This is a genomic window from Streptomyces purpurogeneiscleroticus (genome assembly GCF_020024005.1).
GTDB lineage: Bacteria > Actinomycetota > Actinomycetes > Streptomycetales > Streptomycetaceae > Streptomyces > Streptomyces purpurogeneiscleroticus.
In genome coordinates this window covers 1-24,085 of record NZ_NHSG01000103.1, presented here as the reverse complement: position 1 = coordinate 24,085, position 24,085 = coordinate 1, and the positions used below count along the sequence as shown (strand labels likewise).

22 protein-coding genes are annotated in these 24,085 nt (G+C 71.4%); 17 read left to right on the top strand and 5 right to left on the bottom strand.

Features of this window, described 5'->3' with window-relative positions; all coding sequences use genetic code 11:
* Positions 1–62: 62 nt before the first annotated feature.
* Positions 63–1,754: a threonine/serine exporter family protein gene (locus tag CCS38_RS04445; protein ID WP_223731869.1), complete on the top strand. Its 1,692-nt coding sequence runs from the start codon at positions 63–65 to the stop codon at positions 1,752–1,754.
* A gap of 161 nt (positions 1,755–1,915) precedes the next feature.
* Here CCS38_RS04445 and CCS38_RS04440 read toward each other — a convergent pair whose 3' ends face one another.
* The gene (locus tag CCS38_RS04440; protein WP_030260327.1) at positions 1,916–2,410 is read right to left on the bottom strand and encodes an inorganic diphosphatase; all 495 of its coding nucleotides are present in this window, start codon (positions 2,408–2,410) and stop codon (positions 1,916–1,918) included.
* A gap of 183 nt (positions 2,411–2,593) precedes the next feature.
* Between CCS38_RS04440 and dacB the strand changes: the two genes are divergently transcribed.
* The 6 genes from dacB to folE all read left to right on the top strand — a co-directional run bounded on the left by dacB (position 2,594) and on the right by folE (position 10,239).
* A complete protein-coding gene (gene dacB / locus CCS38_RS04435) occupies positions 2,594–4,096 on the top strand; it encodes a D-alanyl-D-alanine carboxypeptidase/D-alanyl-D-alanine endopeptidase (protein WP_223731868.1) in 1,503 nt (500 codons plus the stop codon).
* An 87-nt stretch (positions 4,097–4,183) separates the two neighbouring features.
* A complete protein-coding gene (locus CCS38_RS04430) occupies positions 4,184–5,332 on the top strand; it encodes an Rv3626c family coenzyme F420 biosynthesis-associated protein (protein WP_223731867.1) in 1,149 nt (382 codons plus the stop codon).
* 257 nt (positions 5,333–5,589) lie between these two features.
* Positions 5,590–6,603 carry a tRNA lysidine(34) synthetase TilS gene (tilS, locus tag CCS38_RS04425; protein ID WP_223731866.1) on the top strand — a complete coding sequence of 338 codons (1,014 nt, stop codon included), beginning with the start codon at positions 5,590–5,592 and terminating at the stop codon, positions 6,601–6,603.
* Between the two features lie 87 nt (positions 6,604–6,690).
* Positions 6,691–7,230, top strand: coding sequence for a hypoxanthine phosphoribosyltransferase (hpt, locus tag CCS38_RS04420; RefSeq protein WP_031058519.1), 540 nt, complete (start codon positions 6,691–6,693; stop codon positions 7,228–7,230).
* A 270-nt stretch (positions 7,231–7,500) separates the two neighbouring features.
* The gene (ftsH, locus tag CCS38_RS04415; RefSeq protein ID WP_223731865.1) at positions 7,501–9,516 is read left to right on the top strand and encodes an ATP-dependent zinc metalloprotease FtsH; all 2,016 of its coding nucleotides are present in this window, start codon (positions 7,501–7,503) and stop codon (positions 9,514–9,516) included.
* A gap of 117 nt (positions 9,517–9,633) precedes the next feature.
* Positions 9,634–10,239, top strand: coding sequence for a GTP cyclohydrolase I FolE (gene folE / locus CCS38_RS04410; protein WP_223731864.1), 606 nt, complete (start codon positions 9,634–9,636; stop codon positions 10,237–10,239).
* 29 nt (positions 10,240–10,268) lie between these two features.
* Here folE and CCS38_RS04405 read toward each other — a convergent pair whose 3' ends face one another.
* Entirely contained in the window at positions 10,269–11,387 is a 1,119-nt protein-coding gene (locus CCS38_RS04405; RefSeq protein ID WP_223731863.1) for an alpha/beta hydrolase, read from the bottom strand.
* 156 nt (positions 11,388–11,543) lie between these two features.
* On the opposite strand from CCS38_RS04405, the gene CCS38_RS04400 reads away from it, so the two are divergent.
* The 6 genes from CCS38_RS04400 (at position 11,544) to CCS38_RS04375 (ending at position 16,970) form a co-directional block, all read left to right on the top strand.
* Positions 11,544–13,391 (top strand): phosphatidylglycerol lysyltransferase domain-containing protein, encoded by a 1,848-nt coding sequence (locus tag CCS38_RS04400; protein ID WP_223731862.1) that lies wholly within the window; start codon positions 11,544–11,546, stop codon positions 13,389–13,391.
* A 147-nt stretch (positions 13,392–13,538) separates the two neighbouring features.
* The gene (gene folP, locus CCS38_RS04395) at positions 13,539–14,420 is read left to right on the top strand and encodes a dihydropteroate synthase (protein WP_223731861.1); all 882 of its coding nucleotides are present in this window, start codon (positions 13,539–13,541) and stop codon (positions 14,418–14,420) included.
* Positions 14,421–14,569: 149 nt separating this feature from the next.
* Positions 14,570–15,058 carry a nuclear transport factor 2 family protein gene (locus CCS38_RS04390; RefSeq protein ID WP_030260354.1) on the top strand — a complete coding sequence of 163 codons (489 nt, stop codon included), beginning with the start codon at positions 14,570–14,572 and terminating at the stop codon, positions 15,056–15,058.
* A 359-nt stretch (positions 15,059–15,417) separates the two neighbouring features.
* Positions 15,418–15,777, top strand: a complete 360-nt coding sequence (folB, locus tag CCS38_RS04385; RefSeq protein ID WP_031058505.1) for a dihydroneopterin aldolase — start codon at positions 15,418–15,420, stop codon at positions 15,775–15,777.
* Positions 15,774–16,367: a 2-amino-4-hydroxy-6-hydroxymethyldihydropteridine diphosphokinase gene (gene folK / locus CCS38_RS04380; RefSeq protein WP_223731860.1), complete on the top strand. Its 594-nt coding sequence runs from the start codon at positions 15,774–15,776 to the stop codon at positions 16,365–16,367. Before folB ends, folK begins: the two co-directional genes overlap by 4 nt.
* Before the next feature lie 120 nt (positions 16,368–16,487).
* The gene (locus CCS38_RS04375; protein ID WP_223731859.1) at positions 16,488–16,970 is read left to right on the top strand and encodes a DUF3180 domain-containing protein; all 483 of its coding nucleotides are present in this window, start codon (positions 16,488–16,490) and stop codon (positions 16,968–16,970) included.
* A 46-nt stretch (positions 16,971–17,016) separates the two neighbouring features.
* Here the strand turns inward: CCS38_RS04375 and CCS38_RS04370 are convergent, their stop codons facing one another.
* Entirely contained in the window at positions 17,017–18,177 is a 1,161-nt protein-coding gene (locus CCS38_RS04370) for an ABC transporter ATP-binding protein (RefSeq protein WP_223731858.1), read from the bottom strand.
* A 195-nt stretch (positions 18,178–18,372) separates the two neighbouring features.
* Here CCS38_RS04370 and CCS38_RS04365 point away from each other — a divergent pair, with 195 nt between their 5' ends.
* From CCS38_RS04365 to CCS38_RS04350, 4 genes are all read left to right on the top strand, one after another.
* Positions 18,373–19,110 (top strand): ABC transporter permease, encoded by a 738-nt coding sequence (locus CCS38_RS04365; protein ID WP_223731870.1) that lies wholly within the window; start codon positions 18,373–18,375, stop codon positions 19,108–19,110.
* Positions 19,111–19,113: 3 nt separating this feature from the next.
* A complete protein-coding gene (locus CCS38_RS04360) occupies positions 19,114–19,836 on the top strand; it encodes an ABC transporter permease (protein WP_223731857.1) in 723 nt (240 codons plus the stop codon).
* 26 nt (positions 19,837–19,862) lie between these two features.
* Positions 19,863–20,825 (top strand): ABC transporter substrate-binding protein, encoded by a 963-nt coding sequence (locus CCS38_RS04355; protein ID WP_223731856.1) that lies wholly within the window; start codon positions 19,863–19,865, stop codon positions 20,823–20,825.
* Positions 20,826–20,889: 64 nt separating this feature from the next.
* Positions 20,890–22,200 carry a hypothetical protein gene (locus tag CCS38_RS04350; RefSeq protein ID WP_223731855.1) on the top strand — a complete coding sequence of 437 codons (1,311 nt, stop codon included), beginning with the start codon at positions 20,890–20,892 and terminating at the stop codon, positions 22,198–22,200.
* Positions 22,201–22,391: 191 nt separating this feature from the next.
* Here CCS38_RS04350 and CCS38_RS04345 read toward each other — a convergent pair whose 3' ends face one another.
* Together CCS38_RS04345 and CCS38_RS04340 are read right to left on the bottom strand one after the other, a co-directional pair.
* Entirely contained in the window at positions 22,392–23,534 is a 1,143-nt protein-coding gene (locus tag CCS38_RS04345; protein ID WP_030260381.1) for an NADH-quinone oxidoreductase subunit D, read from the bottom strand.
* The coding region (locus CCS38_RS04340) for an SAM-dependent methyltransferase (protein ID WP_223731854.1) at positions 23,531–24,085 on the bottom strand (555 nt) is incomplete at its 5' end. The genes CCS38_RS04345 and CCS38_RS04340, both read right to left, overlap by 4 nt.

Genomic DNA, 24,085 nt, shown 5'->3' with positions numbered 1-24,085 from the left:
GCGGCGATCAGGCATGGTGGCTTTGACGACGGACGCAGCAGGCGCACGAGGAGCGAGGAGCAGTGGCGTCGGACCCGGAGACCCCCGAGGACCGCAAACCCCAATCGGACGAAGCGCGGAGCGCGTTCACCCCGCCGCTCGGCGTGCCCCAGCCCCCACTGCACGAGGACGAGCACCCCACCTCGGAATTCGCCCTCCCGGAGGGAATGCGGGCCGAGGCGCCCGCCGAGCCGGAGGGGTCCGCCTTCGCGCCCCCGGGCAGCGCGCTGAACAGCGCCACCGGCTCCACCACGGGCACCCACCAGCTGCCCACCACGCCCGCCGGCTGGCCCGCCTTCACCCCGCCGCACGGCATACCGGTCGTCAGCCTGACCAAGGACGTCCCCTGGCAGGACCGGATGCGCACGATGCTGCGGATGCCGGTCACCGAGCGCCCGGCTCCGGAGCGGATCGAACGCGCCGACGAGACAGGGCCCGCCGTGCCGCGCGTGCTCGACCTCACGCTCCGTATCGGCGAGATCCTGCTCGCCGGCGGTGAGGGGGCCGAGGACGTCGAGGCGGCCATGTTCGGTGTCGCCCACGCGTACGGCCTGGAACGGGTCGAGCCCACGGTCACGTTCACGCTGCTGTCGATCTCGCACCAGCCCTCGCTGGTGGACGACCCGGTGACGGCCAGCCGCACGGTCCGCCGGCGCGGCGTGGACTACACCCGGCTCTCCGCGGTCTTCCAGCTGGTCGACGACATCACCTCCGACGGCATCACCCTGGAGGAGGCGTACCGCGGCCTCGCCGAGATCCGGCGAAACCGCCACCCGTACCCCAGCTGGGCGCTCACCGTGGCGTCCGGCCTGCTGTCCGGCGCGGCGAGCATGCTGGTCGGCGGCGGCCTGACGGTCTTCGTCGCGGCCGCCATAGGGTCGATGCTCGGCGACCGGCTGGCCTGGCTGGCGTCCGGGCGCGGACTGCCGGAGTTCTACCAGTTCGTGGCGGCGGCGATGCCGCCCGCCGCGATGGGCGTGGCGCTGAGCATGACGCACTCCGGTGTGCAGGCGTCGGCGGTCATCACCGGTGGCCTCTTCGCGCTGATCCCGGGGCGGGCGCTGGTGGCGGGCGTACAGGACGGCCTGACGGGTTACTACATCACCGCGGCCGCGCGTCTGCTGGAGGTCGGTTACCTCATCGTCGGCATCGTCATCGGGGTGCTCGGCGTGCTGTACATCGGCGTCCAGCTGAGCGCGCACACGCTGAACCCGGAAGAGGGCTTCGGATCGTTCGACGAGCCGGTGGTCCAGATCATCGCCTCGCTGCTGCTGGCGCTGGCCTTCTGTGTGCTGCTTCAGCAGGAACGTCACACCGTGCTGTTCGCGACGTTCAACGGCGGCGTGGCCTGGGTGATATACGGCGCCCTGACGCAGGCCAGGATCCACCCGGTGGTCGCCACCACGATCGCGGCCGGCCTGGTCGGCCTCTTCGGCCAGCTGCTGTCCCGCTACCGCTACGCGTCCGCGCTGCCGTACGTCACGGCGGCCATCGGTCCGCTGCTCCCCGGTAGCGCGACGTACTTCGCGCTGCTCAACTTCGCCCAGGGCAACCTGGACTCCGGCGTCTCCTCGCTGATCAAGGCCATCTCACTGGCCCTGGCCATCGCGGTCGGCGTGAACCTCGGTGGCGAGGTGGCCCGCCTCTTCATCAAGGCTCCCAGCGGCGAGGAAGCGGCCACCCGCCGCGCGGCGAAGCGCACGCGCGGCTTCTGAGGCCGGCCCGCCCGGCGGCATTTCCAGCCTGTCCGGCGGCAAATTCAAGCCCGTCCGGCGCTTGAGGACATCTTGTACGCCGATGGGCGGACACCCGCAGGTGCCCGCCCATCGATGTATCACTCAGCCCGACACTGTCGGAAAAACCGAGCCGGCACGGCTCAGTGCTTGCCGCCCTGCGCCTCCAGGCGCTTGAACGAAGCCTCGATCTCGGCCTCGGCCTCGCTGCGGCCGACCCAGTTCGCGCCCTCGACCGACTTGCCCGGCTCCAGGTCCTTGTAGACCTCGAAGAAGTGCTGGATCTCCAGGCGGTCGAACTCCGACACGTGGTGGATGTCGCGCAGGTGCTCCACGCGGGGGTCCGAGGCCGGGACGCACAGCAGCTTGTCGTCGCCGCCGGCCTCGTCGGTCATGCGGAACATACCGATGGCGCGGCACTTGATGAGGCAACCCGGGAAGGTCGGCTCGTCCAGGATGACCAGCGCGTCCAGCGGGTCGCCGTCCTCGCCGAGGGTGTTCTCGACGAAGCCGTAGTCGGCCGGGTAGCTGGTCGAGGTGAAGAGTCGACGGTCCAGGCGGATCCGACCGGTCTCGTGGTCCACCTCGTACTTGTTCCGCGAACCCTTCGGGATCTCGATGGTGACGTCGAACTCCACGGGTGGCTCCTCCATGATCAACACATACGTCTGGTGATTAAGTGTCCCCCACGCAGGTGTGTGGTGGCGAAAGGGGCTGGGTCCAAGGTGCCGGAGACCAGGTCGTGGCAGGTCAGGTGGGTCGGCTGGGGCCGTACCTGCATACGGGCGACAGCCGGTGCCGGCCGGGGCGCCGCACAGTTCGTGGCCGATGAATGGTTCTTCGCCCGCCAGTGGTGGCGGCGGACACCGGTACAGCGCAAACGGACCTGGCAGCTGACGGCAGGTTCCGCTGTCGCCGGTCTCGCGGTCGCGGCCGGTGCGGTGGCGACGGCCGGTCCGTGGGACTCCGGCCAGCGTACGGCCGAACGGGCCCGCGCGGCCCGCTGGGACGGCCGAGGTGGTGAGCATCACGAAGAGGGGCCCGCGGCTCCCGGCGCGGCGCCCGTCCTGGCGGCCCTGGGCGCCCCCGTGAAGGGCGGCGGCGACAGCGCCCCGCCTCCGACCCGCAGCGGCCTCGCGGACGCCCTGGCGCCCCTGCTGAAGGCGCCCGAGCTGGGCCCCGTACGGACTGCTTCGGTCGTGGACGTGGCCACCGGCCGCGAGGTCTTCGCCAGCCAACCGGGCCGGACCGCGACCCCCGCCTCCACGATCAAGCTCGGTACCGCCGTGGCCGCCCTCAGTGCCCTCGGCCCCGAGCACCGCTTCACCACGAAGGCCGTGCAGGACGGCCGCACGAAGGACGGCACCGCACGGGTCGTCCTCGTGGGCGGCGGCGACCCGACCCTCACCGCCCGTAAGCCCAGGCCCGGTACGCCGGCCGCGCAGCGCCCCGCCGCGCTCGGCGACCTCGCCGCCGACACCGCGCGCGCCCTCAAGAAGCGCGGCGCGAAGAAGGTCACCCTCGGTTACGACGACTCGCTCTACAAGGGGTCGCCGCAGCACTCGATCGGCCCCAACGAGAACCTCGCGCCCGTCACCGCCCTCACCGCCGACGAGGCCCGCCTGGACACCAGCAGCCACGGCCCCGCGCCCCGCGCCACCGACCCGTCCGCCGAGGCCGCCCAGGCTTTCGCCGACGCCCTGCGCGCCCGCGGCATCGCGGTCACCGGGACGCCCCGGGACGCCGAGGCCCGCCGCACGGCCACCCGGCTCGCCGCTGCCTCCTCCCTCCCGCTCTCGGTCATCGTCGAGCGGATGCTCACGCACAGCGACAACGACATCGCCGAGCAGCTGGCCCGCCAGACGGCCGTGGCCACCGGAGCGCCGACGACCTTCCAGGGCGGGGGCCGCGCCGTACAGCGGACACTCGAACAGCTCCGCATCCCTGTGGCGCGGACCGTCTTCCACGACGGCAGCGGCCTGGACCGCGACAACCGGGTCTCCGCCGCGCTGCTGTCCCACGTACTGCTGCTCGCCGCGGCCCCCGACCACCCGGAGCTCCGCCCGGTCCTCACCGGCCTCCCCGTGGCCGGTTTCACCGGCACCCTGGAGGCCCGGTACGCCGACGAGCGGGCCGGCGCCGGTGCCGTACGCGCCAAGACCGGCACCCTCACCGGTGTGAACACCCTCGCGGGCACGGTCGTCGACGCCGACGGCCGGCTGCTGACCTTCGCCTTCATGACCAACGGCGCCGGTGACGCGTACGGGGCGCAGCGCTCCCTCGACCGCCTCGCCTCGGCGGTGGCCAACTGCGGCTGCCGGTGACGCGGCGCACCCCGTATGCGGCGCCCGCCACCGCCGAGCGCCGCGAATCGGCTACCCCCCGGCCGAGCGCACCCGTACCGTGAAGTCATGACGAGCATCGGTGGTGCCGAGATGGTCGACTGGAATCTCGCGGTGACGACCGCGTCCCGCTTCGTAAGGCCGGGCCCAGAGGTGAGCCGCGAGGAGGCCCGCGCGGTCGTCGCCGAGCTGCGCAGGCACGCGAAGGCCGCCGAGGAGCACGTGCGCGCGTTCACCCGCATGACCCCACCGGGGAGCGAGGGCGCGGCGGCTCATGACACGCCCGTACTGGTCGTGGACCGGCCCGGCTGGATCCGCGCCAACGTCGCCGGCTTCCGCGCCGTACTGAAGCCACTGCTGGAGAAGATGGAGGAGCGCCGCTCCTCGCTCCCCGGTGGCGCGGTGATAGGCGCGGTCGGCGGCAAGGTGACCGGCGTCGAGCTGGGCATGCTGCTGTCCTTCCTGGCCTCCCGCGTGCTCGGCCAGTACGAGACCTTCGCGCCGCCCACCCGGGATCTGCCCGCGGGCGCCCGCGGCGGCCGGCTGCTGCTCGTGGCGCCGAACATCGTCCACGTCGAGCGCGAGCTCGAAGTGGAGCCGCACGACTTCCGGCTGTGGGTCTGCCTGCACGAAGAGACGCACCGCACGCAGTTCACCGCGGTGCCCTGGCTGCGCGACCACATCGAGGGCGAGGTGCAGTCGTTCCTCGGCGAGACCGAGATCGACCCCGGCACGCTCCTCGAACGGCTGCGGGAGGCCGCCCAGTCGCTGACCGGGGCCAAGCCCGAGGGCGAGGCCGGCGAGGACGACGGCGGCCGCAGCCTCGTCGATCTCGTGCAGACCAGGACGCAGCGCGAGATCCTCGGCCGGCTGACCGCCGTGATGTCCCTGCTGGAGGGGCACGCCGACTACGTCATGGACGGCGTCGGCCCGCAGGTCGTGCCCTCGGTGACGGAGATCCGGGAGAAGTTCCAGCAGCGCCGCGCGAGCGGCGCCGGCCGCCTGGACCAGGCGCTGCGCAAGCTCCTGGGCCTGGACGCGAAGCTGCGCCAGTACCGGGACGGCGAGCGCTTCGTACGGGCCGTCGTCGACGAGGTCGGCATGGACGGTTTCAACCGTGTGTGGACCTCGCCGAACACTCTCCCGACCAAACAGGAGATCGCCAAACCGGCGGACTGGGTCGCGCGGGTGCACCGCAAGGCGGACGGTGCGCCGTAGGAAGGCAGGGCGCCGTGGAAGCGCCGTAGGACAGAAGAACGCCCCCTCAATCACCCTTCTGAGGGACCGTGGCCCGGGGAGAGGCGTGCAATGCTCGGGTAACAGCTCATCTCTGTCACCATCGAGACACTCTGAGTGACCGCCCCGGGAATCGCCCGGCGATCCCCCCGGCGCTCGACCCCGAGATGCTCCCGGTGGGCCGGACGGCAGCCGCCGTCCGGCCCGAGGCTCCCCCAGCTGAACGATTGGAAACGGACATGGGTCCCCATCCAGCGGTCGCCGCAATACGCCTGGCGGTCCGCCGCGTACTCCACGACGTCCTCACGTCCCACACCCGGCGGTCCGGCCCCGATGCCCCGCCGCCCCTGGTGCTCGCCGCCTGCTCCGGCGGCGCCGACTCCATGGCGCTCGCCTCGGCCCTCGCCTTCGAGGCCCCGCGCCTCGGCGTCCGTGCCGGCGGCGTCACTATCGACCACGGCCTCCAGGACGGCTCCGACACCCGGGCCGCCGAGGTCGTCCTCCGTATGCAGTCGCTCCGCCTGGACCCGGCCGAGGCCATCACCGTCGAGGTCGGCAGGGACGGCGGCCCCGAAGCGGCCGCCCGCGACGCCCGGTACGCCGCCCTGGACGACGCGGCGCGACGCCACGGCGCCGACGCGGTCCTCCTCGGCCACACCCGCGACGACCAGGCCGAGACCGTGCTCCTCGGCCTCGCCCGCGGCTCCGGCACCCGCTCGCTGTCCGGCATGGCCGCCGTCTCCGGCGCCGACGGCCGCTACCGCCGCCCCTTCCTCGAGATCGACCGGCAGACCGCCCGCAAGGCATGCCTGATCCAGTCGCTGCCCGTCTGGGACGACCCGCACAACACGGACCCCTCGTACACCCGCTCCCGGCTCCGCCACGAGGGCCTGCCCGCCCTGGAGAAGGCGCTCGGCAAGGGCGTCGTCGAGGCCCTCGCCCGTACGGCGCAGCTCTCCCGCGACGATGCCGACGCGCTGGACTCCTGGGCCGTCGAGGCCGAGCGCGGTGTGGCCGATGCCACCGGTGCGCTGGACGTGACCGCGCTGTATTCGCTCCCCCCTGCGGTGCGCCGCAGAGTGCTCCGCCGGGCCCTGCTGCGTGCGGGCTCACCTGCGGGTTCGCTCTTCGCGCGGCACATCGAGGAAGTCGACCGGCTGATCACCGCCTGGCGCGGCCAGGGAGCCATCGACCTCCCCGGGCTGGTGGGTGTGCGACGGCAGGGTGGCAAACTGGTCATCCGGCAGGGCTGAGCCGGGCGGGACCGCCGGGACGGCTGAGTCGATGACGGTCTAATGACACCGAACCGAGCGAAAGTGGCACGGGTGGACGACAAGGACATGGGTTCCGACCTTCAGTCGGTGCTCATCACCAAAGAAGAGATCGACGCGAAGCTGGCCGAGCTGGCCGCGAAGATCGACGCGGAGTACGCGGGCAAGGAGCTGCTCATCGTCGGCGTCCTGAAGGGCGCCGTGATGGTGATGGCGGACCTGGCGCGTGCGCTGTCCACCCCCGTCACGATGGACTGGATGGCCGTGTCGTCGTACGGCGCGGGCACCCAGTCCTCCGGCGTGGTCCGCATCCTCAAGGACCTGGACACCGACATCAAGGGCAAGCACGTCCTGATCGTCGAGGACATCATCGACTCCGGCCTGACGCTGTCCTGGCTGCTGTCGAACCTCGGCTCGCGCGAGCCGGCCTCGCTGGAGGTCTGCACGCTGCTGCGCAAGCCGGAAGCGGCAAAGGTCGACATCGATGTGAAGTGGATCGGCTTCGACATCCCCAACGAATTCGTCGTGGGATACGGCCTGGACTTCGCCGAGAAGTACCGCAATCTGCCGTTCGTCGGCACGCTCGCGCCGCACGTCTACGGCGGCTGACACCTGGTCGGCGGTGCCGGACAGGGCCTGGAAAGCACCTCGTGCCGGACGGCGGGAACCCTCAGCGGCCTCCCGCCGTTGGAGCAGGGAGGGCGGAATCCAAGTGGCATTGTTCCCCACGGGCAGCGGCGTCGGGTGACAATGCTGGGGTACCGTCCGAAGGTCAGTCTTTTTCGGGCCAGTAATACACCGTACGCACGACCAGACCTCCCCGAGGGCTGGAGTGCCTCACTGTGGCAGGAGGGACGGGGCCTCTAGGGCTCCGTATGGATGGACGTGAAGCGATACTTCCGTGGGCCGGTCATGTGGATCGTGCTGGCCGTCCTCGCCGTGGTCGTGTTGATGCAGGTCGTCAGTTCGTCCGGCGGCTACAAGACGGTGGACACCGGTCAGGTCGTCAAGGCGATCACGGACAACAAGGTGAAGTCCGCCGAGCTGACGACCGGCGACGAGATGAAGATCAAGGTCGAGCTCTCCGGCGGCAACAAGGTCGAGGGTTCCGACAAGATCCAGTCGAGCTACATCGGCGACCAGGGCGTGGACCTGGCCAAGACCCTGCAGTCCAAGTACCAGACGGGCGACATCAAGGACGGTTACACCGTCTCGCCGCAGAAGCAGAGCCCCTTCGTGGGCATGCTGCTCTCGCTGCTGCCGTTCGTCCTGATCGTCGTCGTGTTCCTGTTCCTGATGAATCAGATGCAGGGCGGCGGCTCCCGGGTCATGAACTTCGGCAAGTCCAAGGCCAAGCTCATCACCAAGGACACCCCCAAGACGACGTTCTCGGACGTCGCCGGGTCGGACGAGGCGGTCGAGGAGCTCCATGAGATCAAGGAGTTCCTGCAGGAGCCGGCGAAGTTCCAGGCCGTGGGCGCCAAGATTCCCAAGGGCGTACTGCTGTACGGCCCGCCCGGTACGGGCAAGACGCTTCTCGCGCGCGCCGTCGCGGGCGAGGCGGGCGTGCCCTTCTACTCGATCTCCGGCTCCGACTTCGTCGAGATGTTCGTGGGTGTCGGCGCCTCGCGCGTCCGTGACCTCTTCGAGCAGGCCAAGGCGAACGCCCCGGCGATCGTCTTCGTCGACGAGATCGACGCCGTCGGCCGGCACCGCGGTGCCGGCCTGGGCGGCGGTCACGACGAGCGCGAGCAGACGCTGAACCAGCTCCTGGTCGAGATGGACGGCTTCGACGTGAAGGGCGGCGTCATCCTGATCGCCGCCACGAACCGGCCGGACATCCTGGACCCGGCGCTGCTGCGGCCCGGCCGCTTCGACCGGCAGATCGCGGTCGACCGCCCGGACATGCAGGGCCGTCTGGAGATCCTCAAGGTTCACCAGAAGGGCAAGCCGGTCGCGCCCGACGTCGACCTCAGCGCCGTGGCCCGCCGTACGCCCGGCTTCACCGGTGCGGACCTGAGCAACGTCCTCAACGAGGCCGCGCTGCTCACCGCCCGCAGCGACAAGAAGCTGATCGACAACCACTTCCTGGACGAGGCGATCGACCGGGTCGTGGCCGGACCGCAGAAGCGGACCCGGATCATGTCGGACAAGGAAAAGAAGATCACCGCGTATCACGAGGGCGGACACGCCCTGGTCGCGGCGGCCTCACCGAACTCCGACCCGGTCCACAAGATCACTATCCTGTCCCGCGGCCGCGCGCTCGGCTACACGATGGTGCTCCCGGACGAGGACAAGTACTCCACCACGCGCAACGAAATGCTCGACCAGCTGGCGTACATGCTGGGCGGCCGCGCGGCGGAGGAGCTGGTCTTCCACGACCCGACGACGGGCGCGGCGAACGACATCGAGAAGGCGACCGCCACGGCTCGCGCGATGGTCACGCAGTACGGCATGACCGAGCGGCTCGGCGCGATCAAGTTCGGCTCCGACAACTCCGAGCCCTTCCTGGGCCGCGAGATGTCCCACCAGCGCGATTACTCGGAAGAGGTCGCGGCCCTGGTGGACGAGGAGGTCAAGAAGCTGATCGAGACCGCGCACAACGAGGCGTGGGAGATCCTCGTCGAGAACCGCGACGTCCTCGACAACCTGGTCCTGGCCCTCCTGGAGAAGGAGACCCTGGGCAAGGAAGAGATCGCCGAGATCTTCAAGCACATCGTGAAGCGCCCGTCCCGCCCCGCGTGGACCGGCTCCTCGCGGCGTACGCCCTCGACCCGGCCGCCGGTGCTCGCACCCAAGGAGCTGGCCGCGGCCAATGGCTCGGGCACCGTGACGCCGACCGTCTCCACGGAGAAGGTCGAGCTCCCGGAGGACTCCGGCAGCAGCGAAGCATGACAGGTAGGCCGCTTGCCACAGCGGCCCCGGAATGAATGCCGCGTCCCCCAGGTTCTAGCCTGGGGGACGCGGCATTCCGCGGTTCGTAGCGGGGTGAATGACGGAACGAGGCACGAGATGACCGACCCGGTGACGCTGGACGGCGAAGGCAAGATCGGCGAGTTCGACGAGAAGCGGGCCGAGAACGCCGTGCGTGAGCTCTTGATCGCAGTCGGTGAGGACCCGGACCGCGAGGGCCTCCTCGAGACGCCGGCGCGAGTGGCGCGGGCGTACAAGGAAATATTCGGGGGCCTCTGGCAGAAGCCGGAGGACGTCCTCACGACGACCTTCGACCTCGGTCACGACGAGATGGTGCTGGTCAAGGACATCGAGGTGATGTCCTCCTGCGAGCATCACCTGGTGCCGTTCGTCGGTGTCGCGCACGTCGGCTACATCCCGTCCACGGACGGCAAGATCACCGGGCTGTCCAAGCTGGCCCGGCTGGTGGACGTCTTCGCCCGCCGCCCGCAGGTCCAGGAGCGGCTGACCACGCAGATCGCGGATTCTCTGATGGAGATACTGGAGCCGCGCGGGGTGATCGTCGTGGTGGAGTGCGAGCACATGTGCATGACCATGCGCGGCGTGCGGAAGCCCGGCGCCAAGACGACGACCTCGGCGGTGCGGGGGCAGCTGCGGGACGCGGCGACCCGCGCCGAGGCGATGAGCCTGATTCTGGCTCGGTAAGGGGCCCGTTCGGGCCGTGAGGACCGCCGTCAGGCGCTCAAGCGGCCCGCCAGCCAGGTCAGCGCTGCCGGAATTTCCCGGCGCCAGGTGTTGAAGTTGTGGCCGCCGGTGTCGAGGACTATTGAGGCGATGCGGGTGGGGGACTTGGTGCCCGCTATGAAGCGCATCGTATCGGCGTAGTTCGTCTCGCCCTTCTTGCTGGTGGTGACCAGGAGGTTCACCGGCGGCGGGGGCAGATTCCGCTGCCGCCACAGCAGGTCGTTCTCGCGCTGCAGCTGTGCGTTGCCGGCGAAAAGGTCGCCGGTGGTGGGGTCCAGCGGAGCCTTGTAGTAGCCGGAGAGGGCGACGCCCGTGGAGTACGCCTCCGGGTGGCGCATGGTCATCTTCAGGGCGCAGTAGCCGCCCGTGGAGTCGCCCATCACGCCCCAGCTCCGGGCGGCCGTACCGGTGCGGTAGTGCGCCGCGATGTCCGCGCGCAGCTCCTTGGTGAAGAACGTTTCGGTCTGCGGGCCGCCCGGTATGTCCATGCACTCCGTGTCGCGGGGCGGGGCGACCGTCGGGCGGAGCATGACCAGGATGGTCGGCTGCATCTTGCCCCTCGCGACCAGCCGGCGCTCGGTCTGCGGGTAGTGCAGCTTCGTGTAGAGGGCCTCGGCGGTGCCCGGGTAGCCGGTGAGTACGACGGCCGTGGGGAAGCGGTCCTGGGCGTACCGGGGCTGGAAGTACTCCGGTGGCAGATAGACGTACGCGGGGCTGGTGATGCCGGTGGCTTCGCCGCGTATCAGGACCTTGTCCAGCCGGCCGGCGACTTCGGCGCGCCGGTTGTCGTGCGGCAGGCCGGTCCGTTCCACACCCTGTCGTTTCAGGTCGGTGCCGCCGGGGCCGGTGGTGTGGTCGACCACGACACCGGTCTGGCGCTCCTGGCCGAAGAGGTCGGCCCAGGACGCGTAGAAGCCGAAAGCGTTGTTGACCACGAGTCCGACCGAGGCGAAGAGGGTCAGCTGGGTCGCCAGCAGCAGTGCGATCCGGCCTGTCACGGCGCGCCAGGTCCGGGCTGCGAGGCGCGGCCACAGCAGCACTGTGCAGGCGAAGAAAGCCACCGCGACCAGCACGGTGAGCGCCGGCACGGTCTTACTGGTGAGATCCATGTCCACTTCCTGCCGGGCGGCCGGGCGGCCCGGTCGTCTGATGGAACCCCGAGCCCTGAAGCGCCGTCCTACAGCGCGAATTGTCCACGTAGTGGCGACTTTGATGCTCCGCGTTCCGAAGGTCGGGCGGCTTGAGGAGCGGGCGACGGGAAAGTGATGTCTGACAGGCTAGATGGCGAAAAGTCCGGAGTGGTTGCGTGGCGTCGCGCACGCTGGGTGCGGGGACCGCGCCCGGAAGCGGTGCCCACGGCGGTCGGTACGGCCTGCACGCTGATCGGTCTGCTGAACGTGGCGTCCGGAGTGTTCCCACGCTTCCGGCACAGCCGCATGCACGCGCTGGCGGAGGTGCTGCCGGGTGCGGTGAGCCCGCTGGCCGCGGCCGCCTCGATCGTGGTGGGCCTGCTGCTCCTGCTGCTGGCGCACGGCCTGAAGCGGCGCAAGCGGCGGGTGTGGATCGCGGCGGTGACGCTGCTCCCGGTGGGCGCGGCGGCGCAGTTCGCGTACCGCCACTCCGTGATCGGAGCGGTGCTCTCGCTGGCGCTGCTGGCCTATCTGGTGTGGCACCGCCGGGAGTTCGCGGCGCTGCCGGACCCGCGCAGCCGCTGGAAGGCGCTGCTGAACTTCGTCGTGCTGGGCGGCGTGAGCGTCGCCCTGGGCATGGTGATCGTCAATTCCCATCCGCACCGCATCGTCGGTGACCCGACGGTCTGGGCGGAGCTGCAGCACGTCATGTGGGGCCTGTTCGGCTTCGAGGGGCCCGTGGCGTACACCCATCACGTCGACTACACGGTCGGTTACTCGCTCGGCGCGCTCGGCCTGCTGACCCTGGCGACCACCGCGTACCTCGCCTTCCGGCCCGAGCAGCCGGCCGCCCGGCTCACGGCGGAGGACGAGGACCGGCTGCGGGAGCTGCTGGCCCGGCACGGCAGCCGGGACTCCCTCGGCCACTTCGCGCTCCGCCGCGACAAGGGTGCGGTCTTCTCGCCCAGCGGCAAGGCGGCGGTCTGCTACCGCGTGGTCTCCGGGGTGATGCTGGCCAGCGGCGACCCCATCGGGGACGTCGAGGCGTGGCCGGGCGCGATCGAGCGCTTCATGGAGGAGGCGCGGGTGCACTCCTGGACGCCCGCGGTGATGGGCTGCTCCGAGACCGGCGGCGAGGTGTGGACCCGCGAGACGGGTCTGGACGCGCTGGAGCTGGGCGACGAGGCCATCGTGGACGTGGCGGACTTCACGCTCTCGGGGCGGGCGATGCGCAACGTACGGCAGATGGTCAAGCGCATCGAGCGCAACGGGTACGAGACCAGGGTGCGCCGGGTGGCCGAGCTGTCCCCGGAGGAGGTCGAGGCGGTCCAGCGGGCCGCCGACGGCTGGCGGGGCACCGACACCGAGCGCGGCTTCTCGATGGCGCTGGGCCGGATCGGCGATCCCCGGGACGGGGACGCGGTGATCGCCACGGCGCACCGCGCACCCGGGGAGGGCGAGACGCCGGGCCCGTACGGCGACCTGAAGGCCGTACTGCACTTCGTACCGTGGGGCGCGGACGGCATGTCGCTGGACCTGATGCGGCGCGACCGCAGCGCCGACCCCGGGATGAACGAGCTGCTGATCGTGGCCGCCCTGCAGGCGGCGCCGAAGCTGGATGTCTCCAGGGTCTCCCTGAACTTCGCGATGTTCCGCTCGGCGCTGGCCCGCGGCGAGAAGCTGGGCGCGGGGCCGGTGCTGCGTACGTGGCGCAGCCTGCTGGTGTTCCTCTCGCGCTGGTTCCAGATCGAATCGCTGTACAAGTTCAACGCCAAGTTCCAGCCGCGCTGGGAGCCGCGCTTCCTGGTCTTCCGGGCCACCCGTGACCTGCCGCGCATCGGCTTCGCGGCGATGCAGGCGGAGGGGTTCGTGCAGCTGGGGCTGCCCCGGCTGCTGCGCCGCCGGCGTCCGGAGCCCGTGGCACGCCCGTGTGCGCACCGGGCCTCGGCGCTGCGCGGCACGTCGGTCGAGCGGGCCGCCTGAGGGCCCGAGGGGCGGGCGAGGTGGCGGCGGGGGAGTCGGCGATCAGGTATGTACGCAGACGTACAGGTGTGCCCATACGTCCGCGTTCGCCCAGGTACGCGCTGTGCGTGGGGCGAGCCGCCCGGTTACAGCGCCTAGGCTGGATGTATGAGTACTTTGCGTGGCCGGGTGGCCGGTCTTCCCGAGTGGGACCGGTGCGCGGTCATGGGCGTGGTCAATGTGACCCCCGACTCGTTCTCCGACGGCGGCGACTGGTTCGACACCGAGCTCGCGGTCAAGCACGGCCTGGACCTGGTGGCCCAGGGGGCCGACCTGGTGGACGTGGGCGGCGAGTCGACCCGGCCCGGCGCCGCGCGGGTGGACGAGGCCGAGGAGCTGCGCCGCGTCATCCCGGTCGTACGGGAGCTGGCGGCGGCCGGCGTGGTGGTCTCCGTGGACACCATGCGGGCCTCTGTCGCCGAGCAGTCGCTGCAGGCCGGTGCGCACCTGGTCAACGACGTCAGTGCGGGCGCCGCCGACCCGGCGATGATCCCGGTGGTGGCCGCGGCGCACGCGCCGTTCGTGGTGATGCACTGGCGCGGCCAGTCCGTCGACATGAACGACCGGGCGGTCTACCACGATGTCGTGGGCGAGGTCGTGGCCGAGCTGCGGGTGTCCATGGACCGTGCGGTCTCCGGGGGCATCGACCCGGAGCGCATCGTGATCGACCCGGGGCTGGGCTTCGCCAAGCAGGCCGAGCACGACCTTCAGCTGGTCGCGGGCCTGGAGCGGCTGCACGAGCTGGGCCGGCCGCTGCTGGTGGCCGCCTCCCGGAAGCGCTTCCTGGGGCGGGTGCTGGCCGGTGCCGGCGCCTCCGCCTCGGTGCCGCCGGCGCGGGAGCGGGACGCGGCGACGGCGGCGGTCACCGCCCTGTCGGCGCGCGAGGGCGCCTGGGCGGTCCGCGTGCATGAAGTGCGGGCGAGCGCCGACGCGGTACGGGTCGCGCGGGCCGTGGAGGCCGCCGGTTCCGCGGCCCGGCGCTCGGCGTAGAACGGGGCCCGGCAGGGCACAGGGCAGCCAGGTGGCGCGCGGGGTGCCCGGTGACGGGGGCGCGGGACGCGTATGCGTGCACGTACCTGTGCGCACCCGAAAAGACGCGAAGTACGCACGAGGAACATGACGGGAGCGGTGTGAGCGGTTTGAGCCCACGTACGGACATCGAGCTGGTGGAGCAGGCCAATACCGCGTTCTACGAGGCCATCGAGCGCGGTGATCACGAGGCGATGTCCGAGCTGTGGCTGGACGGCCAGGTGAGCGTGGTGCACCCTGGCTGGCCGGTGCTGCGCGGCCGCAGCGAGGTGCTGCGCTCCTATGCGCTGATCATGGCCAACACCGAGTACATCCAGTTCTTCCTCACCGATGTGGAGATCGACGTGGTGGCCGACACCGCGCTGGTGACCTGCACGGAGAACATCCTCAGCGGCGGCCCGGCCGAGGAGGACGGCTCGGTGGGCCCGCTGATCGGCCAGCTGGTCGTGGCGACCAATGTGTTCCGGCGCACGGAGGACGGCTGGCGGGTGTGGTCGCACCACGGGTCGCCGGTCCTCGCCGACCGGGACGACGAGGACGACGAGGACGGACCCGAGGACGAGGACGACGGCGTGGGCGGGCTGCCGGGCGGCCTGTGACACGCGTCTCGGCGGGCTGCGAGTCCGCCTGCTGAGACTGCTGACCGGCCGCGTGCACCGCGCTGACATGGGCGGATACCGTGTCCGGGGTCAGCGGTCGGGGTCAGCGGGGTGACAGAGGGCGCACTCGTTCGAGCCAAGTCGCGACGGGGTAGGGGTGGAGCGGGGGACCGCGGGGTAAATGGCCGCGCGGACGGGGACTCGGCTGTGCGGCAGCTGTTCGGGGTGCCGTCCACGGCCCCCGTGGGCGAGTGCTGTCAGTGCTCGCAGGTAAATTCGATGACCGGGTGGTGTTCCGGACCGTGTCCGGTGCGTGCCCGGTAATCCGACGATCAGTGGTACCAGTGGGAGTGATTCGCGTGGACCGTGTCGCGCTGCGCGGGCTGAAGGCCCGGGGACACCACGGTGTGTTCGCCCAGGAACGCGAGGCGGGCCAGGCGTTCGTCGTGGACCTGGTGCTCGGCCTGGACACCCGGCCGGCGGCTGCGACCGACGACCTCGCGAAGACCGTGCACTACGGAGTCGTGGCGGAGGAGGTCGTGGCGATCGTCGAGGGCGAGCCGGTCGACCTCATCGAGACGCTCGCGGAGCGGATCGCCGCCCAATGCCTGAAGCACCAGGGGGTGGAGGAGGTCGAGGTCGTCGTCCACAAGCCCGATGCCCCGATCACGGTCCCCTTTGACGACGTGACCATCACCATCACCCGGAGCCGAGTATGACCAGCAGTGACCCGACCGTACAGCCGGTGCCCGCCTCCGTTGTGGAGCAGGTGGACGCGGCGGACATGACGCTCACCAATCCCAAACGCGCGGTGATCTCCTTGGGGAGCAATCTGGGCAACCGCCTGGAGACGCTGCAGGGCGCCATCGACGCGCTGGAGGACACCCCGGGCGTGCGGGTGAAGGCCGTCTCGCCGGTGTACGAGACCGAGCCGTGGGGCGTGGAGCCGGGCTCCCAGCCCTCGTACTTCAATGCCGTGGTCCTCCTGAAGACCACGCTGCCGCCGTCCTCGCTGCTGGAGCGCGGCCACGCCATCGAGGAGGCGTTCGAGAGGGTCCGCGACGAGCGCTGGGGTCCGCGCACGATCGACGTGGACATCGTCGCGTACCAGGACGTCGTCTCGCAGGACCCGGTGCTGACCCTGCCGCACCCGCGCGCCCACGAGCGCGCCTTCGTCCTCGTGCCGTGGCACGACGTCGACCCCGAGGCCAAGGTCCCCGGGCACGGCCCGGTGGCCGAGCTGCTGGCGGAGCTGGGCCGGAGCGGCGTCGCGCCGCGCGCCGACCTGGAACTGCGACTGCCGGAGTGATCGTTGTCCCTACGGCCCTCGGGGGGCCGGTGCAGGGATCATGATGGTGTCCGGTGGACATGACGGCCGGCGCGTCCGCGTGGGCGCGTGGCCAGAACGGTGTGAGGGGCGACGAGCTCGATGAAGCAGCTACGGATCAAGGTGCTGGTCGGGCTGTTCGTGGTGGCAGGCGTGCTGGCCTGGGCCGGCGCCCGACTGTGGGACGCGCTCGCCAGCCTGCCCAGCGTGCCGCTGGCGGCCCCGATCGTGCTGGCGCTGATCGCGGCCGTGCTGGCGGCGACGGCCCTGTCGCTGCGCAGCCGGCTGAAGGCCCAGCGCGAGCGGGTGCCCGGCGCGAAGGGCGTCGAGCCGATGATGGCCGCGCGGGCCGTGCTGTTCGGCCAGGCGAGCGCGCTGGTCGCCGCGGTCGTGAGCGGCCTGTACGGCGGCGTCACGGTCTTCCTGCTGACTTCGGGCTCCGCGGCCCAGGGCCGCGCGAACCAGACGGTGTACGCGGGCCTGGCGGTCCTCGCCGGCCTGGCGGTGGTGGCCGCCGCCGTCTTCCTGGAGCGCGTCTGCAAGCTTCCGGACGATGACGACGAGGCGGGAGCGGCGGCGGCCTGACCAGGGGGCTGCGCCCGTAGGCGCAGCGGTCCCGGGCCGGGCGGGCTCACGCGTCCAGTACCGACTCCAGCTCCACGTCCGCGCGGGCGATCTTCGCCGCGTCCGCCGTGGTCGAGCGGCGCAGTGCCTCGTGGAGGCGGCCCGGGGTGAGGACGCCGAGGAAGCGGTCGCCGTCCAGTACCGCGATCCAGCCCGCGTCGTGCTGCAGCATCGTGCTGAACGCCTGCTTCAGGGGCGCCCCGACCGGCAGCCACGCCTCCATGCGCCGCGCGTGCTCCCGGACCGTGCCCTCCTTCGCGAGCGCGAGGGCATCCGCCGCGACCCAGCCGTGCAGCCGGTCCTCGTGGTCCAGCACGACCGCCCAGCGGGCGCCGTCCGCCGTCATCCCGGCCAGCGCGCGCCCCACGGGGTCGTCGAGGTGGATGACCGGCGGCTGTTCGAGGTCGCCGGTCTCGATGGGGGTGACGGACAGCCGCTTCAGCCCCCGGTCGGCGCCCACGAACTCCGCTACGTACGGTGTCGCGGGCGCGCCCAGCACCGTCGCCGGAGTGTCGAATTGTTCGATGCGCCCGGCCCCGTAGACGGCGATGCGGTCGCCGAGCCGTACCGCTTCCTCGATGTCGTGCGTCACGAACAGGACCGTCTTGCGCAGCGAGGACTGCAGGCGCAGGAACTCCGTCTGCAGGTGCTCGCGGACGACCGGGTCCACGGCGCCGAACGGCTCGTCCATCAGCAGCACGGGCGGATCGGCGGCCAGCGCGCGGGCCACGCCGACGCGCTGGCGCTGGCCGCCGGAGAGCTGTTCCGGGTACCGGTCGCCGTACACGGACGGGTCCAGGCCGACCAGGTCGAGGAGCTCGGCGGCGCGGGCGCGGGCCTTCTTGCGCGTCGTACCGAGCAGATGGGGAACGGTCGCGGTGTTGTCGAGCACGGTCTTGTGCGGGAACAGCCCGATCTGCTGGATGACGTACCCGATGCGCCGGCGCAGCTCGACCGGGTCGACGGTGGCGATGTCGGCGCCGTCGAGGAAGATGCGGCCGCCGCTGGGCTCGATGAGGCGGTTGACCATCTTCATGGTCGTGGTCTTGCCGCAGCCGGACGGGCCGACGAGCGTGACGAGCTCGCCCTCAGCGACCTCGAACGAGAGGTCGTCGACGGCGGTGGTGCCGTCCGCGTAACGCTTGGTGACGTGCTCGAAACGGATCATGCTTCCCCATTGTCGTCGGTCCGCCCGGGGCGGGATGAACGGGATGTTGCGAGTGAATGGCGGTCCGGGCCGATTGTCAGTGGCGGGGGATAAGGTCGCAGACAGTCACCGGATTTGTGAACGAGCGGACGGGGGAGGTGACGTGGCGTGAGCACGCCCATGAGCACGGTCGCGAGTACGTACGTGAGCGCGGCCATGAGCCCGCGCAACTGCCTGCGGGCGAATGACTGGATCTGCGGCGAGTACCTGCGCAGCCGTGGCCAGGAGCTGGTGGACGCGACCGTCCAGCACGTCTGGATCACCGTCCTCTCCGTGGCCATCGGCCTGTTGGTGGCGTTCCCGCTGGCGCTGCTCGCGCGGCAGCGGCGCGGCGCGGCCGGACCGGTGCTCGGCCTGACGACGATTCTGTACACGGTCCCGTCGCTGGCCATGTTCGCGCTGCTGACCCCGGTCTTCGGGGTCTCGGCCGCCGTGGTCGTGACGGGCCTGGTGCTCTATTCCCTGACGATCCTGGTGCGGAACATCCTCGCGGGCCTGCAGGCCGTCCCCGCCGAGGTGCGCGAGGCGGCCCGCGGGATGGGGTACGGCCCGCTGCGGCTGCTCTTCCAGGTCGAACTTCCGCTGGCTTTGCCCGCGTTGATGGCGGGGCTGCGGATCGCCACGGTCTCGACGGTGGCGATGACGACGATCGGCGCGGTGGTCGGCTTCGGCGGCCTGGGCAATCTCATCGACAGCGGGATGCAGGGCTTCTTCAAGGCCGAGGTGCTCACGGCGTCCGTGCTGTGCGTGCTGCTGGCGCTGGTCGCCGATCTGCTGCTGGTGGGCCTGCAGCGGGCGTTGACGCCCTGGACCCGGGCCGGACGCACCCGGCGGGTGCGTGGCGGTGCCGGAGGGATACGCAGGCCCGGGCGCGAGCGGAAGGCGGTGGCCTGAGCGATGGACGCGATCACGGGGGCATGGGACTGGCTGGGCTCCGCGGCCAACTGGGCGGGGGAGAACGGCGTATGGCACCGCCTGGGCCAGCATGTGCAGCTCAGCGTGGTGTGCCTGGTCATCTCCTGTCTGCTGGCGCTGCCGGTGGCGCTGTATCTGGGCCATATCGGCAAGGGCGGGGCGCTGGCGGTCAATCTCGCCAACGTCGGCCGCGCGGTGCCGACCTTCGCGGTACTGGTGCTGCTGACGCTCAGTCCGCTGGGCAAGGCGGGGGACTGGCCGACGATCGTGGCGCTGGTGCTGTTCGCGGTGCCGCCGCTGCTGACCAACGCGTACGTCGGGATGCGGGAGGCCGACCGCGATGTGGTGGAGGCGGCGCGGGGGATGGGCATGTCCGGGTGGCAGCTGCTGCTGCGGGTCGAGCTGCCGCTCGCGTATCCCTTGATCATGACCGGGCTGCGGTCGGCCTCGGTGCAGGTCGTGGCGACGGTGACGCTGGCCGCGCTGGCCGGCGGCGGTGGCCTCGGCCGGATCATCACGGCGGGCTTCGGCAATTACGACACCCCGCAGGTGGTGGCGGGCGCGGTGCTGGTCGCCGGGCTGGCGCTGCTCGTCGAGGCGGTGCTGGTGGGCGTGGAGCGGCTGTGCGACCCGATGCGGGGCCGCCGCCGGCGGCGGACGTGGGAAAAGACAGGCGGGCGGGGGCCGGTGTGTTCCACCGGTTGACCTCGACGACGGGATGGGGAGTTCGGATGAACAGCAAGTCGCGTACCGCGCGGACGGCTCTGGTCGCGGGGACGGTGCTGGCGCTGGCCGCCGGGCTGTCCGCGTGCGGCGGCCAGAGCCTGGAGGAAAAGGGCGGCAAGAGCGCGGGCAGCAAGGACACGATCGTCGTGGGTTCCGCGGGATTCACCGAGTCCCAGGTGCTCGCCGAGCTCTATTCCAAGATCATTTCCAATGCCGGGTACAAGACGTCCGTGCAGACGCTGAAGAATCGTGAGCTGTACGAACCGGCGCTGGAGAAGGGCGAGATCGATGTCGTTCCGGAATATGCCTCCACGCTCGCCGATTTTCTCAACGCCAAGGAGAACGGCGCCAAGGCGAAGTCGGTCGCGTCCAACGACGCGGACGAGACCGTCGCGGCACTGAAGAAGCTCGCCGCGCAGCGCGGACTGAAGGTTCTCCCGCACGGCGCGGCGACGGACCAGAACGCCTTCGCGGTCACCAAGGAATTCGCCGCGAAGCACAAGCTGAAGACTCTCTCGGACCTTGGCGCGTCGAAGGAGAAGGTGAAGCTCGCGGCGGGCGAGGAGTGCGAGACCAGGCCGTACTGCCTGCCGGGCCTGAAGAAGACGTACGGCATAGCCGTGACGGGCATCGACCCCAAGGGCGTGGGCACGGTGCAGGCCAAGCAGGCGGTCAAGGACGGCACGGACCAACTGGTGCTGACCACGACGACGGACGCCACGCTCGACAGCTTCGGGCTGGTGCTCCTCAAGGACGACAAGCACCTGCAGAACGCCGAGAATGTACTGCCGGTGGTGAATGCCGAGAGCGCCGGTGACAGCGCGATCGCGAGTGCGCTCGGCAAGCTCACGAAGGTGCTCACGACCAAGGACTTGATCGAGCTGAACCGTCAGGTCGATGCCGACCGGCGCAAGCCGGCGGATGTCGCGACGGCCTATCTGAAGGAGAAGGACCTGCTCAAGAAGTAACCAGCGGGAAACGGATTGCGGGGCGGCGCCCCATCAGCCTCGTACGCACGGTAAATTTCAGGCCATGCCACGAGGACGCCATCGCCATTCCCCACCCCTGCACAGGCTTCTTCCCCCTACGACGGTCGCCGGTGCGTCAATTGCCTGCGCCGCCGGTGCCTGGCTGGTCGGCGATGCGCTGGTGCTCCGGGTCCTGGTCGCCGCCGCGGCCGTGGCCGCGGTCGGCGGCGCCGTGCTGGCCCGCAGCTGGGACCGTACGGCCGGCAAGCGGGTCGCCGAACTCACCCGCGCCCGGGTGCGCGACGAGTGGCGGACCGAGGAGCGCGTCGCCGAACTGGAGACGGACGTCGAGGAGGCCCGGGAGATCCGGGCCGCGCTGGAGACCAAACTGCGCGCCAAGCGCGCCGAGCTGGCCCGGCTGCGCAATGAACACGCCGCGCTGCTGCGCCGGTACGCCACGGCCGAGACCGAGCGGGCCACCGCCCTGGAGGGCCGCCGCCGGCTCGCGATCGAGGCCACGGCCCCGGCCCGGGAGCTGACCGCGGGCGGCGCCGTTCCGGTACCGGGCCTGACGGCCGTCCGGCCCGCGTCCGTTGGGCCGGTCGCCGACGGCACGACGGCGGCGGGCATCACGCCCGGCACGCCGGCCGCCGCTCCGGACTCCACGGCCGCTCCGGTCCCCGCCGCCGCTCCGGACACCAGCGCCACTCCGGACCCCATCGCCTCCGCGGTTCCCAGCGCCTCCGCGGTTCCCACCGCGCGTGACTTCCGCAAGGCGGACGAGGCGCTGTTGCGGCTGAAGGAGAGCGCATCCCGGCAGGAGGCCGCCCGACGCGACGCCGCCCGGCGTGCGGAGCGGGAGCGGGCCGAGCGGCAGCGCGCCGCCGAACAGGCCCGCGCCGCCGCGCAGGTCCGTGCGACGGCCGAGGGCGCCCCCGCGCTGCGCCCGGTGCCGGCCGCCGCGGTCGCGCCGCTCAGCGCCCAGCACCGGCCCGCCCCGCGGACGACCGGCGGCTTCGACTTCTTCGGTACGGGGACGGGCACCGCGCCCAAGGAGGTATCCGCAGCGCCGCTGGAGGAGGACCTGGCGGACGTGGTGGGCGACGAGGCGGTGGCCGAACAGTCGGCCCGCGCGGTGGCCCGCCAGAAGGCGCAGCAGGCCGCTCCGGAGACCGCATCGGAGGTTGCTCCGGAGGCCGCCGCGGAGACCCGCCCGGAGCCGGCAGAGCCCGAGGCACGGGACGAGGCCGCGCCGGAAGCCTCCGGTGGGCCCGCTGCCGGGGAGCGCGCCGCCGGTGAGGTCATCGACCTGACCGCGCACGACGAGACCGAACAGATCGACGTCGTCGAGCTCCGCAGCGCGGCCGCACAGTAAACGGCACGAAGAGCAGGCAAGAGAAACGCCCGCACCGGTCATCGACCGGCGCGGGCGTTTTCGCGTGCCCTCAGAGCGTGTCCGCGCTCCGGAAAGTTATCCACACCCTGTGGACGACCCTGTTGGTGTTGGCCCGGGCGCTACCCCGCGTACAGCGGACCACGCCCCGCCCGTCACCCCGGGCCCGGCCGTCACTTGTCGATGTCGCCCACCACGAAGAACAGCGAGCCCAGGATGGCGACCATGTCGGCGACCAGAGTGCCGGGGAGCAGCTCCGTCAGGGCCTGGATGTTGTTGAACGAGGCGGAGCGGAGCTTGAGGCGGTACGGGGTCTTCTCGCCCTTGGAGACGAGGTAGTAGCCGTTGATGCCGAGCGGATTCTCGGTCCAGGCGTACGTCGCGCCCTCGGGGGCCTTGAGCACCTTCGGGAGCCGCTGGTTGATCGGCCCGGGGGCCAGCTCCGCCATCCGGTCCAGACAGGCGTCGGCCAGGTCGAGCGCGTTGTGCGTCTGCTCCAGCAGCACCTCGAAGCGGGCCAGGCAGTCGCCCTCGGAGCGGGTGACGACCTTCAGGGTGTCCTGCAGTTCCCCGTAGGCCAGGTACGGCTCGTCGCGGCGCAGGTCGAAGTCGACGCCCGAGGCGCGGCCGATGGGCCCGGAGACGCCGTAGGCGTGCACGGCCTCCGGGGTCAGCACGCCGACGCCGCGGGTCCGGCCGCGGAAGATCTCGTTGCCGAGGACGAGCCGGTCGAAGACGTCCATACGGGAGCGGACCTCGGACACCGCGTGCCGGGCGCGGCCCAGCCAGCCGGCCGGCAGGTCCTCCTTGAGGCCGCCGACGCGGTTGAACATGTAGTGCATCCGGCCGCCGGAGAGTTCCTCCATGACGTTCTGCAGCTCTTCGCGCTCGCGGAAGGCGTGGAAGACCGGGGTGATCCCGCCCAGCTCCAGGGGGTACGAGCCGAGGAACATCAGGTGGTTCAGTACGCGGTTCAGCTCGGCCAGCAGGGTGCGCGTCCAGACCGCCCGCTCCGGGACCTCCATGCCGAGCATCCGTTCGACGGCCATTACGACGCCGAGCTCGTTGGAGAACGCCGACAGCCAGTCGTGGCGGTTGGCGAGCACGATGATCTGGCGGTAGTCGCGCGCCTCGAAGAGCTTCTCCGCGCCCCGGTGCATATAACCGATCACCGGTTCGGCGTGGCTGATGCGCTCGCCGTCCAGTACCAGGCGCAGCCGCAGCACTCCGTGGGTGGAGGGGTGCTGGGGCCCGATGTTGAGCACCATGTCCGTGCTCTCCGCCGCACCGCCAATGCCGACCATCGTCTCCGTCATGGGGACAGTCTGACAGCTCCCGCCGGCAGGCCGACCGGCTGGACCAGCCAGTGGAAGGCCCCCAGGCCGCCCGGGTCGGTCAGCTCGGCGGCCTCGCCGGCCCCGCTGAGGGCCCGCAGGTAGGCGGCCGGATCGGTGGTCGCGAGGGCCAGCGGCGGCCGGCTGCCGTCGACGCCCAGGGAGCGCAGCGCGGCCCGCTGGGTGAGCAGCAGCGCCCCGGTGCCGCCGGCCGCCGCGCAGGCGTCCAGCGCCACGTGTGCGGTGATGTCGCGGCTGCCGTCCGGTACGGGGGCCGCCTCGCGGCCGTCGCGGAAGCCGGTGAGCGTGCCGTACGGCGGGCGGGCCTCCCGCAGGTGCGCGTAGTCGGCGGTCACGGCGAACCCGCGGCGCAGCGTCCGTACCGCACGCGTCCACGCCTCGTCCCGCGGCCGCCCGATCTCGGCCCGGTACCCCGGCCCGCCGTACGGCACGCTCACCGGCTTCCGCGACGGCCGCGAGGCGGCCCCCGTACCGGACGGCAGCCGCGACATCACCGCACACGTGGCGCTGGA

Bases quoted from the DNA above. Each gene is read 5' to 3' on its own strand.
- CCS38_RS04430 (WP_223731867.1), top strand. From the start codon at position 4,184: ATGACGAGCATCGGTGGTGCCGAGATGGTCGACTGGAATCTCGCGGTG.
- tilS (WP_223731866.1), top strand. From the start codon at position 5,590: ATGGGTCCCCATCCAGCGGTCGCCGCAATACGCCTGGCGGTCCGCCGC.
- hpt (WP_031058519.1), top strand. From the start codon at position 6,691: ATGGGTTCCGACCTTCAGTCGGTGCTCATCACCAAAGAAGAGATCGAC.
- ftsH (WP_223731865.1), top strand. From the start codon at position 7,501: ATGGACGTGAAGCGATACTTCCGTGGGCCGGTCATGTGGATCGTGCTG.
- folE (WP_223731864.1), top strand. From the start codon at position 9,634: ATGACCGACCCGGTGACGCTGGACGGCGAAGGCAAGATCGGCGAGTTC.
- CCS38_RS04405 (WP_223731863.1), bottom strand. From the start codon at position 11,387: ATGGATCTCACCAGTAAGACCGTGCCGGCGCTCACCGTGCTGGTCGCG.
- CCS38_RS04400 (WP_223731862.1), top strand. From the start codon at position 11,544: ATGTCTGACAGGCTAGATGGCGAAAAGTCCGGAGTGGTTGCGTGGCGT.
- folP (WP_223731861.1), top strand. From the start codon at position 13,539: ATGAGTACTTTGCGTGGCCGGGTGGCCGGTCTTCCCGAGTGGGACCGG.
- folK (WP_223731860.1), top strand. From the start codon at position 15,774: ATGACCAGCAGTGACCCGACCGTACAGCCGGTGCCCGCCTCCGTTGTG.
- CCS38_RS04375 (WP_223731859.1), top strand. From the start codon at position 16,488: ATGAAGCAGCTACGGATCAAGGTGCTGGTCGGGCTGTTCGTGGTGGCA.
- CCS38_RS04370 (WP_223731858.1), bottom strand. From the start codon at position 18,177: ATGATCCGTTTCGAGCACGTCACCAAGCGTTACGCGGACGGCACCACC.
- CCS38_RS04365 (WP_223731870.1), top strand. From the start codon at position 18,373: ATGAGCCCGCGCAACTGCCTGCGGGCGAATGACTGGATCTGCGGCGAG.
- CCS38_RS04360 (WP_223731857.1), top strand. From the start codon at position 19,114: ATGGACGCGATCACGGGGGCATGGGACTGGCTGGGCTCCGCGGCCAAC.
- CCS38_RS04355 (WP_223731856.1), top strand. From the start codon at position 19,863: ATGAACAGCAAGTCGCGTACCGCGCGGACGGCTCTGGTCGCGGGGACG.
- CCS38_RS04350 (WP_223731855.1), top strand. From the start codon at position 20,890: ATGCCACGAGGACGCCATCGCCATTCCCCACCCCTGCACAGGCTTCTT.
- CCS38_RS04345 (WP_030260381.1), bottom strand. From the start codon at position 23,534: ATGACGGAGACGATGGTCGGCATTGGCGGTGCGGCGGAGAGCACGGAC.